Source organism: Halalkaliarchaeum desulfuricum, from assembly GCF_002952775.1.
GTDB lineage: Archaea > Halobacteriota > Halobacteria > Halobacteriales > Haloferacaceae > Halalkaliarchaeum > Halalkaliarchaeum desulfuricum.
In genome coordinates this window covers 2,605,901-2,620,777 of sequence record NZ_CP025066.1, presented here as the reverse complement: position 1 = coordinate 2,620,777, position 14,877 = coordinate 2,605,901, and the positions used below count along the sequence as shown (strand labels likewise).

Below are 14,877 nucleotides of genomic sequence, written 5' to 3'. Positions count from 1 at the left end.
TATGAACGTCGCGCTGGGCGGGACCTTCGATCCCGTTCACGACGGCCATCTCGCGTTATTCAGGCGGGCGTTCGAACTCGGGGACGTCACCGTCGGGTTGACGTCGGACGAGCTCGCACCTCAGACCCGTCACGTCGATCGCTACGTTCGCCCGTACGAGGAACGCAAACGCGACCTGAAAGCGGAACTCGAACCGCTCGCCGAGGAGCACGGGCGGAAGTTCGAGATCAGGAAGCTCGAACGGCCGACCGGGATCGCGACGGAGCCGGGATTCGACGTGCTGATCGTGTCACCGGAAACTGTCGACGGCGGCAAGCGAATCAACGACCTCAGGGTCGAGCGCGGGCTGCCGCCGCTGCAGATCGAGGTGGTCGACCACGTCCCCGCCGACGACGGCGAACGAATCTCCTCGACGCGGATCGTTCGTGGCGAGATCGACCGCCACGGGAATCTCACGCCCGACCGCGACGGTCGGACTGCGACTCGGGACGAGACAGCGAAATGAACGAAGTTCATACCAACCGGAGCAGAACATGACGTTCGGAACGACAGGAAGCGAACGGGCCTTCGTCTGGGCGATCGCAATTGGGCTCACCGTTTGGGTTACTCTTCCGGAAGCGATCGCTCGGTTTACCCCCGAAGGATACACGGTGGTTTTCGCGCTCGCAGTTCTCGGAGCCATCGCAGCGGCGGGATACGGCTACGCCCACGGCGGCGTTGCAGGATCAGTATTGCTCGCGGTGGCTCCACTAATCGGCGCAGTCGGGTCCGTTTCTATTGTGGGGGCGGTTGCACCGCTGGTTCCGACGGCGGCCCCCGCCGAGGGTCAACTTGCGTGGGAGCTTTCGATCGCACTAGTGATCGGGATCGTCGTCGGTGGAATTGGGACGGCCCTCGGTCGCGGCGTGCGCCGGGTACATCCCGCAGAGCGTCGGCAGTCGAATCCGGGGACTGCCGATCGGTAGCCGGTGAACCGCGGAACTTAAGCGGGTGAGTCTACAATCGGCTTTCGAAGGGCGCTTAACTCAGCCTGGATAGAGTGCTTGGCTTCGGACCAAGATGTCGCGGGTTCAAATCCTGCAGCGCCCATAGTGGGGTTACCGCCCGAGATCATGGGGTAGAAGGCCGAGATTCAGTGTTTTATTCTCTGCTATCACAATGCATTTGCTTTCGTTCGATAGGCATATCGGCGGGTGATATCCACGGGAGTTCGCGTACGTCCAGACAGGTGGCAAGAGAGAAAATCAATGGCCGATTGCAACGCTAGCGAGTTACTCATTTTCAAGGCCGTCGTAGATGTCCGGATTAATATTCCGAACTTCAGCCGCGACCCTCCTAACCAGTTCCCGACGGATGTCTTCCATCATCTCGTCAACCGGAGAAGATGTTTCTGTCCCCTCTTCGGTAGCCATATCTGAATTGATCCTCCGAACGGGATTACTCGTTTGGGCCCGACGAATCGGCGTCCAACTGATCAATTCCGTGCTGGATCAGCCTTCTCGCCACTCCTCGAAATTACAGCCATTGCGAACTGATGTCGATGTCGAATTTAGTTGAATGCTCAACAAATTCGGATGGAAGGTGGCCCGTGGATTCAGTTACCCGGTGTTGGGTCAGATAGTCGTTCGCATCAATTCCGTGGTCCGTAGCGAGCGTTTCCAGCGCCGATTCCAGATCTGCAAGATTTCCAGGAATGTCAGATTTCAGCTCGATCTCAGCTGCGTCGTCGGATTCGACTGTTCCATCCGAGTTTGCGATTGTGTCAATAGCGTCCGAGACGACCGCTTCGACTGGCTGATGGAAGGACTGACCAAACGCCTCGAAGCAGAAACACCAAAACTCGTTACCGTCGATTTCATGCTTCTTAACGGTGACGTTGTCGGGATCTGCTTTGACAAGCCGGTGGATGGCGATTGATTTCACTGCATACAGGGCAGTTTTCCTCACCGAGTGAACCTTCGCCCGAGCTTTCTCGCCACTTTTGTAACATTTTGTGCCGTTCTCCGCTTCTTCTTTTGCGTATTTGTTTATTGTATACAGGGCGTCGATGATGGTTTCCGTTGGCTCAAGCGACTCGAGAGTGTCCCAACCGATCGTAGGGTGCGATGCGAAGGGGGAGATGTACGGCGGTTCTGGCCCTTTCTTTTCTGGTTCTTCGTCAACAATGCTATAGTCGGGAACTTCAGAGCGAGAGAGGGGTTCTACGCCTGCAATTTGTCCGATTGATTCCGTGACATATCTCGAGTGCGTGTAGGTGTGAGACCGATACGAACGCGGGGAAGGCTCTGAAGTAGGGTAGTGGATTTGCAACTTTGGCGGGTTCAGCGGAGACACTGGGTGACCTTCTTTTATTGCCTCCTCGAGGTGGTGGATGTAGGGGCCGTCATCGGATAATCCAAGGGCAGACAAGACCTGGGTCTTTGGTGCGTCTCTGTATCCTTTCAACTCATCTCCGAGCGCCAATTCCGGTCTGGAAGTCCAGATATCTATGGAAGTGAGCGGCTCTTTGTCCTCTCCAACGTTGTCGATCTGGAGATGTCTTGCCATTTGCTCTGAGATTTTGAGAAGTCCCATGAATGAGCCCCCTCCGTCTTCCTCCGTAGCATCACGCAAGTATGCATAAAACGAGTTGAGCTGAACATCGTGCGTGGTTGACGTGTATGCTTCCGCTGGAACCGATAGGGCCCCCCCGAGGATATCGATTCGGACGTACGAGTGGTCAGTTTCGATGAGGGTCTCTGCTATGTTGTCAGGTACATCGTCGAGCCGAGGCGTTTCGGATGAGAGTACCTCCGTCACGGAGACGCATCCTCCATCACCAATGTCGAGGGCTTCATCTACGTGTTTTTCGCCATGACTGCATGGAACACCGACAAGGCCTTCCTCCGATTCTTCGATCCTGCCGCAGATCTCGCATCTCACTTCGGTTGTTTCGTTTGCAATGTAGTTTCGCAGTGGATTTTCATCAAGCTGACTGGCTTCTTCCACATCCCTGAGAGGATGATCTCGATCTCGCTTATCAGCCATGTGGCGTTTCACTCCTTTTCGGGACGACTCCTTGCCACAGTTTCCACAGACAAACCGGTCTTGGAAGGTGAGTATGGAGTTCCAGAGCGAGGATTCTGATCCCGTATGTAACTCTTTCAGATGGTCGCGGAGGGCGCTCTTCGACGGGTACTTACCGTCACAGAGAGCACATTGATACCGTCGTATTTTGGTGGTAGCGAGCATGATAAACCCTACTGACGGCTCCATTGAATCGCTATAAGGCGTTAGAATTCATGGTTTGACGTAGCGTTTGATGTTGTAGACGAGACACATCAGGGCAATCTCGCGGAACTCGCGGTACCATTCACGCGCTCGGACGGCCGAGCCGTACGAGCGCTTGACCGAGGAGTTGGCGGTTTCGGTCATCGAGCGCTGATTGTAGAGATCGTCGTTAATTCGGGCGTTGTGTGCGTGATCGTAGGGCGCGAACACACGATGTTTGACGAGTGGTCTGATGCCGAGTTCACGGAGTTGCTCGCGTAACTCTTGGCTGTCATAGCCCTTATCGGCGGCAAGCGTGCGTAACTCGCCCGGGTAGCGCCGGGCGAGTTGCGCACAGACATCGGCGTCACTCCCTTCTCTGGTCGTGGTGCAGTGTACGTCAAGGATCGCTTGCGTCTCTGTATCGACGAGTTTCGTCGCCTCGATGGTCTGAACGCGGTAGTTCGTGCGGTCGCAGTAGTGTTTGCTGGCCGGAGAGCGTTCGTAGTAGGTAGCGTCAACGGCAGCGTCGGGAGAGGGATTGTGCAGCTGCGCCGAGTGGCGCAGCAGCACTCGCCAGACTGCCATCTCAATCCTATCGAGCCACTTATTCAACGTGGATGGAGCCGGGAGATCGTCCGGTTCAAGGCCAATAATCTCCAGAATTTGCGTCATTGTCTCTAACAGGTCGATTGTCATCACGTAGGACTTCTCAAGGAAAATTCGCAAGCCGTGAAGCGAAATCATCGCCCATTCAGCGAAGCTGCCGCCACCTTCCGGGGCGGCAGCTTCCTCAGCATCGTCGGAATAACTTTTGGCGAGCGAGACTAATTCCTCGGTGAGGCGGGTGGTAAGGTTCATCCAAACTGCTACTCACTCGCCTCAACTTCTTCGATTTTACGACTTACTACGGCGATGTCTGGCGATTCAATGGAGCCCTACTGACGGTTCTGGTATCGCCTTCTGATATAAGCGTTTGGCCAGAAATCAAGGTCGCGTTAAGTTAGAGAATGAGGCGTTCGAAATCCGAGTGTCCATGCTCGATCCCGAACGCCTCAGCAACGCTATTACGTGGATAGATTTGTCGTTTGTACATCGAGTTCGTCGTCTCGATCGTAAAAGGTCCTACTCTGAATAATTATTATCTCGATAATGACTGAGTGATTTCGGACGCCGATACTGAATTCATGACTCGCTGGCCGACTTCCGCTCTTGATTGAGTTCTCGAAGATAGGCAGTTGCTGCGACACCGATGTTTATCAGCCAGAAGGAGAATACCACGGGGCTTGACCCCGAGGAAGTTCACCTGCTCCTCGCGGTGATCGATTTTGTGTACTTGCGCGCTCGAAATCGGCGAAAGATTCTGGTCAGACCCGGAGACTGACGCGTTCGCTACCCGTTACTGATTGGTTCACACTCCAGTGGACGGTAAGGCGTATCGATAACGAGCCCCTGTGCAAACTCACAGCTCAATTGATTCGTCGAGGTCCGGAGCGATGCCGAGGATCGCAGAGAGATGAGGCTGTAACTGGTCGAACTGTTCCGTCGGTTCCACGAGTTGCCGTTCCGAATCGTATTCGATGACGCCTGCCGATTCTAACTTTGGAATGTGGTTGTGGTGTAGCGAGACCCGAATTTCCGTTAGCATCTCTTCAGAAGCCTCGGTAGCCGGCGTGTGATGATTGTAGGTGAGAATCATTCCTCTGAGGTCATTCACCGTCAACGGACGCTCTTCTGCTGCAAGTGCCGCGAGGATGATGGGACGGTGTTCATCCCCACATAGCTCAAGCATCGTGTCGAACGTCATTGGTGTTCGCTCGCTACACCGTCTGTATCGCCAGTCTCTCCGAGTCGTCCGGTAGCAGTCTTACGGAGTCCCGTCGCAGGATGGAGTGTTCCAGCCTTTCCCAGTCCCGTGGCTGGCATGTTGTGGTAGATAGTCTCGTACTCATCCCCGCGCACTAGATAGGTCTCGTGCCAGATCCCGACCGCGTCGCTCTCTTCTATAATCCGGTTCGTCCACTTCATTGCCGGAGCGTGACGGGCCTCCGGATCGAGCGCGTACTCACGGAGTTTCTCGAACGATTCCCAGTACTGGACGAACTCGTGATTACGAATCCCAAGGTTCGTATCATATGCCAACAACCCGCTATCCGGGTCGGATTCCAGTTCGTCGAGCATCTTCGCCATTCCGCGAAAGATGGGGAACCACTTGTGGACTTTCCAGAGCCTGTGCACTCGCATTCCGATGCGGAAGACGACGAAATCTCCCTCCAGTTCGGCAGCAACCCGCTCCTCGGTGATCTCGGTCATGGATTATGACGTGATCCTCTTCTCGATCTTGAATTTCTGAACCTTTCCCGTCGCCGACCGCGGGAGTTCGTCCACGAACTCGACTGCTTTGGGACGCTGGAAGTCGGCGAGGTCGTCCCGCTCACGACACCACTCCAATAGCTCCGCTTCAGTCAGCGACGAGTCCGATTCCCTCGTGACGGATGCAACAACCCGTTCTCCCCACTTCTCGTCGGGAACACCAACTACCGCAACGTCTACGACCGCGGGATGCTCCCCGAGGATACGTTCGACGTTGACGTCGGAGACGTTGATGCCGCCGGAGATGATCATGTTGGTCTTCCGCCCCTCGGGCCGGAAGCGTCCGTCCTCGTCGAGATGGCCGAGGTCCCCCGTGTAATACCAGCCGTCCCGAAATGCCTCGTTGGTTGCCTCCGCCCGATTGAAGTACCGATCCATGCCGTACGGCGTGTTTGCGATGAGTTCCCCTGTCTCACCCGACTCACAGCGGTCGTCTGGACCGCCTGCTTCCCCGTTCTCGTCTAGTTTGACAACGCGGGTTTCGACGTTGATTGCAGCGGTCCCCGGCGAGGTAGCGGCATCGAGATCGGCGGTGACGTCCCGGGTCAGGTACCAGGCAATCTCTGTCGCACCCATATGGTTCCCGAAATAGTCCGGATCAAACGCCTCTGCGACGCGGTGAGCGAGATCTGCGGACAGTGGCGATCCAAACGAGACGAGCACCTCCAGTGAGTCGGTATCGAACCGGGATGGATCGGCGCTCATCATCGCCTGCAACATCGCCGGCACGGCCAGCAGATAAGTGATCGATTCCTGCTCGATCCGCTCCAGCGTGCGAACGGGGTGGAAGTCAGGAAGGGTAATTACCGTCCCGCCGAAGAACACGGGAGTCGTTCCGCCGCCGATACCGCCGGCAGCGTGAGGCTGTGGCGCGATCAAAAGCGCCCGTTCGTCGTCCTGCCGGAACTCGGCTTTGACATGAAGGAGCGTCTCGACTAATCGGCGGTTCGTGTAGAGAACATCTCGCGGACGCAAAGTTCGCCACTCCGACGGAGATGGTACCGACTGCGCCCTTTGATTACGGCATCGAACAGCTCCAGAAGAGCTCCCGATTCCGGTGTGTCGCACGGACTGCCCCGCCACGGTATGTCGAAGCCATTCATAATGGTGTTGTAACACGTCGTTTCACTGCGGACTGTGTTCTGGGTGGCACGTATCTCGACAATATCGGGGACGACCACGAATTGAAAGAGCGGTGGCGCGAAATTGCCGATAGTTCGTCTACGGTCCGACGCTACGAGGAACCAATTTCGTTCGTCCTCCTCGTTCTCGACGAGACAGTCCACCTCTGGCTGTGTGACGGGGGAGGCGAGTCACAGGGTATAGTAGAAAGTGCAAATCCCGCGATGTTGACGTGGGCAAACAAGGCGGTAGATCGATATCTCGAACAGGCACAACGCATATAATTTTGTTTTCACTCGATGGATGACCAGACGAGTGAGTGTCATAGGGATTTGCAAACCGCCGAACTGGTATCGAGAGAGGATATCCACCGTATATCGTGTTAGCGCCTTTCGAACGAGCTGATGACATCAGCCGTCGAGTACGTCTCTACCAAATTCTGCTCCTCGAAGTCGGAATCGTCGCTCCAGATGGCCGCATCACAGGCTATCGCACACGCAAGATAGAGTACATCGTCGGAGTCGGTCTCCCCGATTGCTTCATCTGCTCTCTCGATAGCCGGATAGAACTCGCTGGCAGAGACGACATCGATGTACTGGAACAGAAGGTCGATGAACTGTGCGACTCGATCCGGTTTCATCCCCGACTTCTGTACGATTAGTTCTTCATAGTTCTCAATTTCGTCGTAAACGAAGGCAGGTGTCAGCAGGTCGGGTTCAAGCGTGACGATGAGCTCCCGCGTTTTCGAATCAGCGATGAGTGCAGAGATGACGACGAATTGTCCCGAGATCAACACCGAAAATCCACCTGAATAGATGAATTAGATACAACCGATAAACGGACTGTAGCGGATATCTAGCAGATCACGACTGAAGGCCCACTATCTTTGTGCGGCACTGAGTTTGGAAGACAGGAGAGACATAATCTCCCAGACAAGTCGGGACGGGTTATCCGTTGGAAACGTATATGGCTCGTAGGAATAGTCGTTCTCAGCAACGTTCCACTCCTGAAAATGCCCCCAGCCATCGACATGGGGGTTGGGCTCGTGATGCCAGCCGAAATCACGGGCCTCGTCACTGTAATGGAACGAAAACTCGGGACGGGAATCAGGAGTTTCACCCGCAAACCAGCGAACAGTAAGCGTAGCATCACTCCGATCTACGTCCCATCGCTTTGGGTCCAGTTCTGCGACAACCTGCGTGAACTCACCGCTTGGAAACCCTCGTACCTGCGTGACGATTGGGTGACGGCTTAGTTCACGCTGGATACCGCGGAGCGCTTGATGAGAGGCTTCCGTTGGATCATATCCCCCGTCGTGATCACCCATCGTTATGCGGACGCCCGGAAGTCCTGCGTGTATGTCGTGTAGTTCTCGATAGCATCCTCGACGATGGAGAGCCGATACTCGACGAGTTCCCAGTCACGTGCGGTCTGTTTGATGTCGCGCGTGTCTGCAGCTGTGTCCGTCTCAGCGGCACGGTCACGAAGGGCAGCCGGCGAGTCAACACCATACTCGTCGCGCCACTCCTCGATCTGCTCTTGCAGATCAGCTTTCAACTGTATGAGACCGTTTCGGTCGTGTTGATCTAGCAAGTCACGGAGTGTCTGTATCCGCGTGTGCAACGGATCGGGAGAGTAGTGTGTGGTTCCCTTTTCGTCACTCTTCAAGAGGATGTTCAGATCGACGAGACGCTCAAGATGGTCCCGTGCTGTGTTCTCGGCAACGTGTGCTTGCTCCGCAATGTACGACGCTGGACGTGGCCTTGCGACCGTACTGGCAACGGATTGAACTCGATCAAATGCACTCGTTTCTTCTTTCCACGCCGCGACTCCAGGGCTTGAGTCCGACATGCCTCACGGTATGTACTGAGGCTCAATAAAACTACTTGAGAATAGAATAATTAATCCACGATATTCACTTGCTACTTCCGAACGAACTTCCGCGTTTTCGAATCGACGATGAGTGCGGAGATGACGACGTTGGCGTCGATGACCAGCTTCATTCGTCGTCTCTACGCTGATTCCTCGTCAACGCGCTTGCGCCCGCTCTCGTTGATTTTGTCAGCGATTTCTTGCACGTCGCTCTCGGTGAGTTCGCTCTCGCTGGTGAGTTCGTCCATCACTTCGAGTGTCTCGACCTTCTCTTGGATGGCCTGTCGCGTGACCTCGCTCCAGTTGATTTCCGGGTGCTTTTCCATGCGCTCTTTGAGGTCGTCGTCCACGTTGACTGTAATACTGAGCATATAGAATCCTATGGATACACAGATTACTGTGTCTTTCGGTGTCTCTCAGATCCCCCGAATTCGGCCGCGTCACGCCCGAAAGGACGATTCGTTCGATAGTCGAACCGGAGCCTGCAGCGCCCATAGTTGGTTTTCCTGCCGAAATCATCGGTTACAGACCCTGTTTCTGTCATTTAGCTTTCTTCTGTTGGAATGTGTTTGCTTTCGTTCGATGAGGTATGAGGCGAGTGGTGTCCGCGGGAGTTCGCGTACAGCTAATCTAGTGACAAGAGAGAAAATCAATGGCCGATTGCTGTGGCGTCCGCGTAATCCGAGTCAGGCCCACGCGTCAAGTTCTTCACGGCCCGGAAATTCGTCTCGGCTTGGATAGGTATCGACTAGCCGTATCAGAGCGGAGGCGACACGGTAGGCGGGCATCGTATCGTCGTAGAGCAGAATAATGCCAGTGTGAGTGTCACTCGGGAGAGTGCCGAAATCTTTCACATCACTCGTGACGATGATACGGCCATTCTCACGAGCATAAGGGAGGACATCGTCTTTGTCATCCGCCCCTTGTCCGAGCGTGTCTCGAACGTGCTCAGCTACCAATTCCTCTTTTTCGAGGTACGTCGCTACTTTCGGGTCGATATTTTCGTCGAGAAGGAACTGCCACGCCGCCATGTCAGACGGTATCCGGTCCGACGCCCTCGGGACGCTCAATTGACTCCCGGAACGTTTCCATCGCATCCTCTCGTTCAGCTTCGATGTCGCTCATCTCGCGTGGGTGGTCGTGGTAGTATGCGAGTGCGTGGTAGACATCTGCTACGTCCAAGTCGTATCGATCCGCAACGGCTTCGGGATCGATATCACGCTCTTCGACAAGCGCGTACACTTGGCGGACGCTGACACGATGTCCAGCGATGTGGGGTTCGCCCATGAGATCGTGGGCGATACGGCGAGTTTCCCGTTCAGCCATACGTTTTAGTACCGCGTGGTGTCTCAAAAGCGTTCGCCCGCACCGCCTCGCCAATCAACGAGGCTGAAGACTCAAACACGGTCGCAAAATTGTTGGTCTCACGCTGCTGAATACGGCAGTCTCACGCCTGAAAGGACGATTCGTTCGATAGTCGAACGAGAGCCTGCAGCGCCCATAGTCGGATACCCCTTTGATATCACGGAATACAGCACCTGAATACGACGTTTAATTTTCTTCTGTTGCAATGCGTTTGCTTTCGTTCGGTGGGCAACCGGGCGAGTGGTGTCCACGGGAGTTCGCGTGCAGCCAAACTGGTGGCAACAGAGAAAATCAATGGCCGATTGCAACGCTAGCGAGCTACTCGTCTTCGAGGGCGTCGTAGATCTCCCGATTCACATTCCGGTCTTCAGCCGCGACCCGTCTAACCAGCTCCCGACGGATGTCTTCCATCACCTCGTCAAGTGGAGAGTTCGTTTCGGTTCCTTCCTCGGTAGCCATACCTGAATAGATGCTTTGGACCAGGTTAATCGTTCGGGTCCGATGAATTCTCGGTCAACTGCTCTATGCCGTACTGGATCAGATCGTCTCGCCACTCTTCGATTTCACCGGCCAGATCTATCTCTTCGGTGTTAGATCGAAGATACTCGATGACTTCATCTTCATCGACAGCCGCCTCGTCGGTCCCGAACTGTTTCAATATCATCCTGATTTCGCCATCGTACTCGAACCGATAGCCGTTGAGGAAATAGAAGACGACCGTCGTGTTGAGTGCGGTACGCTTGTTCGCATCGACGAAGGGGTGATTGGCGACGAGAAGCCGGAGGAGGTGATACGACTTCTCGTGAATCGTCTCCGGTGCTGAACCGAAACTTCCCTCTTCGATGTAGGTCAGCGCGAATTCAATGTCACCTCGGTTCTGGACACCTGATGGTGTACTAGAGTACTCCGAAACGATGTCGTCGTGGATGACAATAACATCCTCAACGGATGGATACCACAGCGAGTCAGCCATTCAGTCCTACGTCGATGCCGGAAGAGTGTAGGTTTTGCTGTGGACCAGACGGATGAACGAGGTCGTGATCGTCCGTTTTCAGATTCTCGATTTCGGCCGCCTCACGCCTGAAAGGTCGATTCGTTCGATAGTCGAACTGGAGCCTGCAACGCCCATGATTCTGCATCACGGTTTGGATACGACCGACTCCGTGGGGGTACATTTAAACCCTTGACCGAATGCACAGTATAGTTAGGGTTCCCCCGGACTTCCAGGGTGAGCCGTTCGTTGTGCTCGAAGTCGTATCGATCTTCGAGCACCGTCCCGACGCCAAATGCGAGTGTGCTCGTGGTCTCCTCCCAGTCGAAGGTGTACAGGTCGTTGCGGACGAGCCCGTGCAACTGGTAGCCGTCCTCCCGGGTGCCCCAGTATCCCGGTGGCGCTGGCTTTTCTGTGACTCTGGTGTCGGACGCGTCGTGGTACGTCTCGAGCAACGAGAAGTGACTCCGCCAGGCCTCGCTGTTTTTGCGCGCGAGTTGCTGGCACGTCGCTTTCCCGAGGACCGGCGCGTACTCGTCGTAGAGGTCGGTGTATTCGGCATCCCACACGTCGCCGTTCTCAGCGAAGTACTGTTGCCGGCGTCGGTAGATGAACTGGTTCCACAGTGGCGCGTGGGCGGCCAGCCAGTCGAACAGACACTGCCGATACCGCTCGGTTATGGGTTCGACAGTGTAGGTATTTATTCGCTGTAGCCGATTACTCATACAACATAATAATATATAGAAAGAAAATAAATATTCGGATTACAGGCCGGCGGAGTCAGGTATATTATGGAATGTCATGTCGGCTTCATCCCCGCGGTGAACCGCGAGGCTTTCGCCTTGCTTCTCAGTAACTGTCCGTTTCTGTCGGGTCTGTTTCGCTTGCGTCCGTTCCGGAGGCGACACGACGAAGGTGCGAACACTCCCCAGTGTGTACCGTTCTGCGGCCCGTCGGCGTCTCGATAACGAGCGCTCCCGGTCGAGTGACATCGACGGCTGTGCCCTCGATCGTGCCGTCTTCCGTTTCGACGCGGACGCGTCGCCCCAGCGTGATCGCCCGCTCGCGCCACGCCGGGAGCACGGCGTCGGGATCGCTCGCGAGTTCGTGGAACCGATCCAGCAACTCCCTGATCGCCACCTGACGGTCGACGTCTTCACCCAACGTCCCTCGCAGGCTGGTCGCTCCCGGCGGAAGCACCCCGGGATCGACGTTTGCGTTTATCCCCACACCGACGACGAGCCACGAGAGCCGGTCGCCTTCGGTTTCAGTTTCTGTGAGGACGCCGGCGAGTTTCCGGCCACCACGACCAGACGTTTCCCTGTCGCCGGTACCGTTTTCGTTGTGGTCGTCGTCCGCCTCGACGATCACGTCGTTCGGCCACTTGATACCGGCGTCGACGCCGACGTCTTCACAGGCGCGAACCGCAGCCACGGCCCCCGCAAGCGTGAAAAGCGGCGCGTCCGCAGGAGGCCGATCCGGCGAGAGCAGTATCGACGCGTAGATCCCGCCGGGTGGCCCCGTCCATCCCCTGTCGCGTCTGCCGCGGCCGCGGGTCTGTTCGTCGGCGATCACGGCGACGTCGGTACGCCCCAGTGCTGCAAGCTCCCGGGCACGCTCGTTCGTCGACGGGACCGACTCGTGGGCCTCGATGGCGTACGGCGCATCGGTCGATCCCTGGAGTGTCGCTGCGAACGCCGCCACCCCGTCGTCGGCTGTCTCTTCGTCCACGCTGCTCGTTGTGTGCCGAGCGGTGATAAACCTGTACGGGATCGCCACACCGAACCACACGGCAGCTGTTCGCCGCGTCGCCGGCGATCAGAAAGGCCAAACCGATCGCCCGCGCATTGACGGACGATGAACCCGGTCAAGGACAGCGTCCACGACTACATCCCCCTGGATCCGGTTGCGGCGGAGTTGATCGACACGCCCGTCTTTCAGCGACTCCGTCACATCAAGCAGCTTTCCACGGTCAGACTGGTGTATCCGTCCGCCAACCACACGCGGTTCGAACACTCCCTGGGCGTGTATCGCCTCACCTCCCGGGCGCTCGACACCCTCGAAGTCGACGAGGATCGGTCCCGACACGCCCGCGCTGCGGCGCTGTTGCACGACGTCGGCCACGGACCATATGGCCACCAGACGGAGGACCTGATCAGACGCCACACCGGGACGGACCACGACGACATCGAATGGCTCGTCACCGACGCAGACAGGGAGGTGAGCCAGGTGCTGGAAGGACACGATCTCGAACCCGAACGGATCGCCGCTCTCGTCCGTGGAGACGGCCCGCTCGGCGATCTGATCTCCGGCGAACTCGACGCCGACCGGATGGACTACCTGGTCCGGGACGCCCACCACACCGGGGTGCCGTACGGGACGATCGACCACGGGAGACTCGTCCGGGAACTCACGCTCCGGGACGGCCGACTCGTCCTCGCTGAAGGCAACGTTCCGACCGCGGAGAGCCTCCTGCTTGCCCGGGGGTTGATGAACGCGATCGTCTACCGACACCACGTCTCCCGGATCGCCGGCGCGATGCTGGAACGGGCGAGCGAACGTCTGCTGCACGCCGATGACGAGCCCGCGGCCGACGTCGACGTCGAAACGTTCCGCCGGATGGCGGATCACGATCTCCTGGTCCGACTCCGCGAGGCCGCCCCCGACCTCGCCCGCAGGCTCGAACGACGCGACCTCTTCAAGCGTGCCGTCTGGGCCGAGCGCTCCCGGGTTCCCGCCGGAACGTCCGAAGTGGATCGGGCGGGGGAACGCGCCGCAGCACGGGAAATCGCCGACGAGGCAGGTGTCGACCCCGAGGAGGTGATCGTCGACATTCCGCCCCGACCGACGCTGAAGGAGTCCAACGCCACCGTCGTCGTCGACGGAACGCCACAACGTCTCGAGGACGCCAGCGAACTCGTTTCCGGGCTGCGAGGCGCACAGCGGGCGAACTGGCGGCTCGGCGTCTACTGTCCCGCACCCCACCGAGAATCGGTTGCCGACGCAGCCGAACAAGTGCTGGAACTGCGGCCGGGACGTCCCTGAGCGACGTACGCGGAGATCCGCTACAGTTGTCCGTGCAGGCGCTCGAACTGCTCGGGGTCGTGTCCGTACAGCACCGTCGCGTCGGTCCGTCGCTCGCGCTCTTTGAGCTTCCGACGGCTCCGTTCCCACGCGCGGGAGTCGTACACCAGACTCGATCCCATCGAGCGACCCTCCTCGTAGTTCTCCGCGAGGAACGCCTCGTCTCCGGCGATCAGCAACCGTTTCTCTTCTCGGTCGATCTCCGCTCCCAGCAGTCCGGGGGTGTGTCCCGGAAGGTGCAGGAGGTCGATCCCCGGAAGCAGTTGGCGCTCGTCGGAGACGAGCTGCCAGTTCAGGTCCCGGTCGAAGTCGGCCGCGAGGTACGCGTCGCCACCCCCGGCCGTTTTCGCGCTGAGGTAGGCGTGTTCGAGTTCCCGCCGGTGGACGTACACCGGCACGTCAGTTCCCTCGAAGTGATACAGCCCCCCGGCGTGATCGAGGTGAAGGTGCGACTGGACGACGACGTCGACGTCTCCGATGTCGTATCCGACCTCCCCGAGCGCGGTCTCGAGGTCGCGTTCGGCGGCGTCGACGTGGGCGAACGCCTCGTACAGTGGCGCCGGCCAGTGTCCGTCGGCTGCCTCGGGATGTGACCCGGTGTCCCAAAGCACCGTCGCGTCCGGGTGGTCGATCAGGAGGTTCCAGACGGCGAACTCCCCGTACTGAAGCGCCGGCGACTGGTCGCTGTAAACGGCGGCCACCTCGGCGTCGAGCGCGAAGTTCAGGTCGGCGTGGATGCGTCCCCTGTCGAGCAAGTGAAACTCCATACGAGACGTTGGAGGGCCATCATCGTAGTTCCTGTGGCGGATCCGAACCGCCGT

General features: G+C 57.5%; 20 protein-coding genes and 1 tRNA gene. 5 read left to right on the top strand and 16 right to left on the bottom strand.

All coding sequences use genetic code 11. The features are described from left to right. The first annotated feature begins 1 nt into the window (after position 1). The 3 genes from AArcSl_RS13060 (at position 2) to AArcSl_RS13050 (ending at position 1,089) form a co-directional block, all read left to right on the top strand. The gene (locus AArcSl_RS13060; RefSeq protein WP_119820082.1) at positions 2-505 is read left to right on the top strand and encodes a phosphopantetheine adenylyltransferase; all 504 of its coding nucleotides are present in this window, start codon (positions 2-4) and stop codon (positions 503-505) included. 28 nt (positions 506-533) lie between these two features. Then, on the top strand, positions 534-965 hold the full coding sequence (locus AArcSl_RS13055; protein WP_119820079.1) for a hypothetical protein: 432 nt from the start codon (positions 534-536) through the stop codon (positions 963-965). A gap of 49 nt (positions 966-1,014) precedes the next feature. Beyond that, positions 1,015-1,089 (top strand) — tRNA-Arg (locus AArcSl_RS13050). A gap of 182 nt (positions 1,090-1,271) precedes the next feature. Here AArcSl_RS13050 and AArcSl_RS17135 read toward each other — a convergent pair. The 6 genes from AArcSl_RS17135 to AArcSl_RS13020 form a co-directional block, all read right to left on the bottom strand. Beyond that, a complete protein-coding gene (locus AArcSl_RS17135; RefSeq protein WP_193588469.1) occupies positions 1,272-1,412 on the bottom strand; it encodes a hypothetical protein in 141 nt (46 codons plus the stop codon). 103 nt (positions 1,413-1,515) lie between these two features. After that, positions 1,516-3,027: a hypothetical protein gene (locus tag AArcSl_RS13045; RefSeq protein WP_133412167.1), complete on the bottom strand. Its 1,512-nt coding sequence runs from the start codon at positions 3,025-3,027 to the stop codon at positions 1,516-1,518. Positions 3,028-3,279: 252 nt separating this feature from the next. Continuing rightward, entirely contained in the window at positions 3,280-4,110 is an 831-nt protein-coding gene (locus AArcSl_RS13035; protein WP_119813768.1) for an IS5 family transposase, read from the bottom strand. A gap of 601 nt (positions 4,111-4,711) precedes the next feature. Further along, the gene (locus AArcSl_RS13030) at positions 4,712-5,056 is read right to left on the bottom strand and encodes a DUF7344 domain-containing protein (protein WP_119820070.1); all 345 of its coding nucleotides are present in this window, start codon (positions 5,054-5,056) and stop codon (positions 4,712-4,714) included. Then, positions 5,053-5,562, bottom strand: coding sequence for a DUF4188 domain-containing protein (locus tag AArcSl_RS13025; protein WP_119820067.1), 510 nt, complete (start codon positions 5,560-5,562; stop codon positions 5,053-5,055). The genes AArcSl_RS13030 and AArcSl_RS13025 overlap by 4 nt, the downstream gene beginning before the upstream one ends. 3 nt (positions 5,563-5,565) lie before the next feature. After that, positions 5,566-6,597: a class I adenylate-forming enzyme family protein gene (locus AArcSl_RS13020; protein WP_161945962.1), complete on the bottom strand. Its 1,032-nt coding sequence runs from the start codon at positions 6,595-6,597 to the stop codon at positions 5,566-5,568. 20 nt (positions 6,598-6,617) lie between these two features. Between AArcSl_RS13020 and AArcSl_RS17865 the strand changes: the two genes are divergently transcribed. Beyond that, positions 6,618-7,028 carry a transcriptional regulator FilR1 domain-containing protein gene (locus AArcSl_RS17865; protein WP_449267267.1) on the top strand — a complete coding sequence of 137 codons (411 nt, stop codon included), beginning with the start codon at positions 6,618-6,620 and terminating at the stop codon, positions 7,026-7,028. A 98-nt stretch (positions 7,029-7,126) separates the two neighbouring features. Here AArcSl_RS17865 and AArcSl_RS13015 read toward each other — a convergent pair whose 3' ends face one another. The 9 genes from AArcSl_RS13015 to AArcSl_RS12970 all read right to left on the bottom strand — a co-directional run bounded on the left by AArcSl_RS13015 (position 7,127) and on the right by AArcSl_RS12970 (position 12,703). Beyond that, positions 7,127-7,537, bottom strand: a complete 411-nt coding sequence (locus tag AArcSl_RS13015; RefSeq protein WP_245883255.1) for a PIN domain-containing protein — start codon at positions 7,535-7,537, stop codon at positions 7,127-7,129. A gap of 536 nt (positions 7,538-8,073) precedes the next feature. After that, positions 8,074-8,595, bottom strand: a complete 522-nt coding sequence (locus AArcSl_RS13005; protein ID WP_119820057.1) for a DUF7342 family protein — start codon at positions 8,593-8,595, stop codon at positions 8,074-8,076. 161 nt (positions 8,596-8,756) lie between these two features. Further along, positions 8,757-8,987 (bottom strand): hypothetical protein, encoded by a 231-nt coding sequence (locus AArcSl_RS12995; protein ID WP_119820054.1) that lies wholly within the window; start codon positions 8,985-8,987, stop codon positions 8,757-8,759. Positions 8,988-9,302: 315 nt separating this feature from the next. Continuing rightward, on the bottom strand, positions 9,303-9,647 hold the full coding sequence (locus AArcSl_RS12990) for a DUF5615 family PIN-like protein (RefSeq protein WP_119820051.1): 345 nt from the start codon (positions 9,645-9,647) through the stop codon (positions 9,303-9,305). Between the two features lies 1 nt (position 9,648). Continuing rightward, a complete protein-coding gene (locus tag AArcSl_RS12985; RefSeq protein ID WP_119820048.1) occupies positions 9,649-9,942 on the bottom strand; it encodes a DUF433 domain-containing protein in 294 nt (97 codons plus the stop codon). A gap of 357 nt (positions 9,943-10,299) precedes the next feature. After that, entirely contained in the window at positions 10,300-10,440 is a 141-nt protein-coding gene (locus AArcSl_RS17130) for a hypothetical protein (RefSeq protein ID WP_193588468.1), read from the bottom strand. A gap of 25 nt (positions 10,441-10,465) precedes the next feature. Continuing rightward, positions 10,466-10,954 carry a type II toxin-antitoxin system death-on-curing family toxin gene (locus AArcSl_RS12980; protein WP_119820045.1) on the bottom strand — a complete coding sequence of 163 codons (489 nt, stop codon included), beginning with the start codon at positions 10,952-10,954 and terminating at the stop codon, positions 10,466-10,468. Positions 10,955-11,055: 101 nt separating this feature from the next. Next, positions 11,056-11,697: a hypothetical protein gene (locus AArcSl_RS12975; protein ID WP_217563455.1), complete on the bottom strand. Its 642-nt coding sequence runs from the start codon at positions 11,695-11,697 to the stop codon at positions 11,056-11,058. A 124-nt stretch (positions 11,698-11,821) separates the two neighbouring features. Continuing rightward, the gene (locus AArcSl_RS12970; RefSeq protein ID WP_245883252.1) at positions 11,822-12,703 is read right to left on the bottom strand and encodes a biotin--[acetyl-CoA-carboxylase] ligase; all 882 of its coding nucleotides are present in this window, start codon (positions 12,701-12,703) and stop codon (positions 11,822-11,824) included. 126 nt (positions 12,704-12,829) lie between these two features. Here AArcSl_RS12970 and AArcSl_RS12965 point away from each other — a divergent pair, with 126 nt between their 5' ends. Beyond that, positions 12,830-14,017: an HD domain-containing protein gene (locus AArcSl_RS12965; RefSeq protein WP_119820042.1), complete on the top strand. Its 1,188-nt coding sequence runs from the start codon at positions 12,830-12,832 to the stop codon at positions 14,015-14,017. A 20-nt stretch (positions 14,018-14,037) separates the two neighbouring features. Here the strand turns inward: AArcSl_RS12965 and AArcSl_RS12960 are convergent, their stop codons facing one another. Continuing rightward, on the bottom strand, positions 14,038-14,823 hold the full coding sequence (locus AArcSl_RS12960; RefSeq protein ID WP_119820039.1) for an N-acyl homoserine lactonase family protein: 786 nt from the start codon (positions 14,821-14,823) through the stop codon (positions 14,038-14,040). Positions 14,824-14,877: the final 54 nt, after the last annotated feature.

What these genes read in the sequence shown, in the direction of transcription:
- AArcSl_RS13060 (WP_119820082.1), top strand. Translation starts at nt 2, where the DNA reads ATGAACGTCGCGCTGGGCGGGACCTTCGATCCCGTTCACGACGGCCAT.
- AArcSl_RS13055 (WP_119820079.1), top strand. Translation starts at nt 534, where the DNA reads ATGACGTTCGGAACGACAGGAAGCGAACGGGCCTTCGTCTGGGCGATC.
- AArcSl_RS17135 (WP_193588469.1), bottom strand. Translation starts at nt 1,412, where the DNA reads ATGGCTACCGAAGAGGGGACAGAAACATCTTCTCCGGTTGACGAGATG.
- AArcSl_RS13045 (WP_133412167.1), bottom strand. Translation starts at nt 3,027, where the DNA reads ATGGCTGATAAGCGAGATCGAGATCATCCTCTCAGGGATGTGGAAGAA.
- AArcSl_RS13035 (WP_119813768.1), bottom strand. Translation starts at nt 4,110, where the DNA reads ATGAACCTTACCACCCGCCTCACCGAGGAATTAGTCTCGCTCGCCAAA.
- AArcSl_RS13030 (WP_119820070.1), bottom strand. Translation starts at nt 5,056, where the DNA reads ATGACGTTCGACACGATGCTTGAGCTATGTGGGGATGAACACCGTCCC.
- AArcSl_RS13025 (WP_119820067.1), bottom strand. Translation starts at nt 5,562, where the DNA reads ATGACCGAGATCACCGAGGAGCGGGTTGCTGCCGAACTGGAGGGAGAT.
- AArcSl_RS17865 (WP_449267267.1), top strand. Translation starts at nt 6,618, where the DNA reads ATGGTACCGACTGCGCCCTTTGATTACGGCATCGAACAGCTCCAGAAG.
- AArcSl_RS13005 (WP_119820057.1), bottom strand. Translation starts at nt 8,595, where the DNA reads ATGTCGGACTCAAGCCCTGGAGTCGCGGCGTGGAAAGAAGAAACGAGT.
- AArcSl_RS12995 (WP_119820054.1), bottom strand. Translation starts at nt 8,987, where the DNA reads ATGCTCAGTATTACAGTCAACGTGGACGACGACCTCAAAGAGCGCATG.
- AArcSl_RS12990 (WP_119820051.1), bottom strand. Translation starts at nt 9,647, where the DNA reads ATGGCGGCGTGGCAGTTCCTTCTCGACGAAAATATCGACCCGAAAGTA.
- AArcSl_RS12985 (WP_119820048.1), bottom strand. Translation starts at nt 9,942, where the DNA reads ATGGCTGAACGGGAAACTCGCCGTATCGCCCACGATCTCATGGGCGAA.
- AArcSl_RS17130 (WP_193588468.1), bottom strand. Translation starts at nt 10,440, where the DNA reads ATGGCTACCGAGGAAGGAACCGAAACGAACTCTCCACTTGACGAGGTG.
- AArcSl_RS12980 (WP_119820045.1), bottom strand. Translation starts at nt 10,954, where the DNA reads ATGGCTGACTCGCTGTGGTATCCATCCGTTGAGGATGTTATTGTCATC.
- AArcSl_RS12975 (WP_217563455.1), bottom strand. Translation starts at nt 11,697, where the DNA reads ATGAGTAATCGGCTACAGCGAATAAATACCTACACTGTCGAACCCATA.
- AArcSl_RS12965 (WP_119820042.1), top strand. Translation starts at nt 12,830, where the DNA reads ATGAACCCGGTCAAGGACAGCGTCCACGACTACATCCCCCTGGATCCG.
- AArcSl_RS12960 (WP_119820039.1), bottom strand. Translation starts at nt 14,823, where the DNA reads ATGGAGTTTCACTTGCTCGACAGGGGACGCATCCACGCCGACCTGAAC.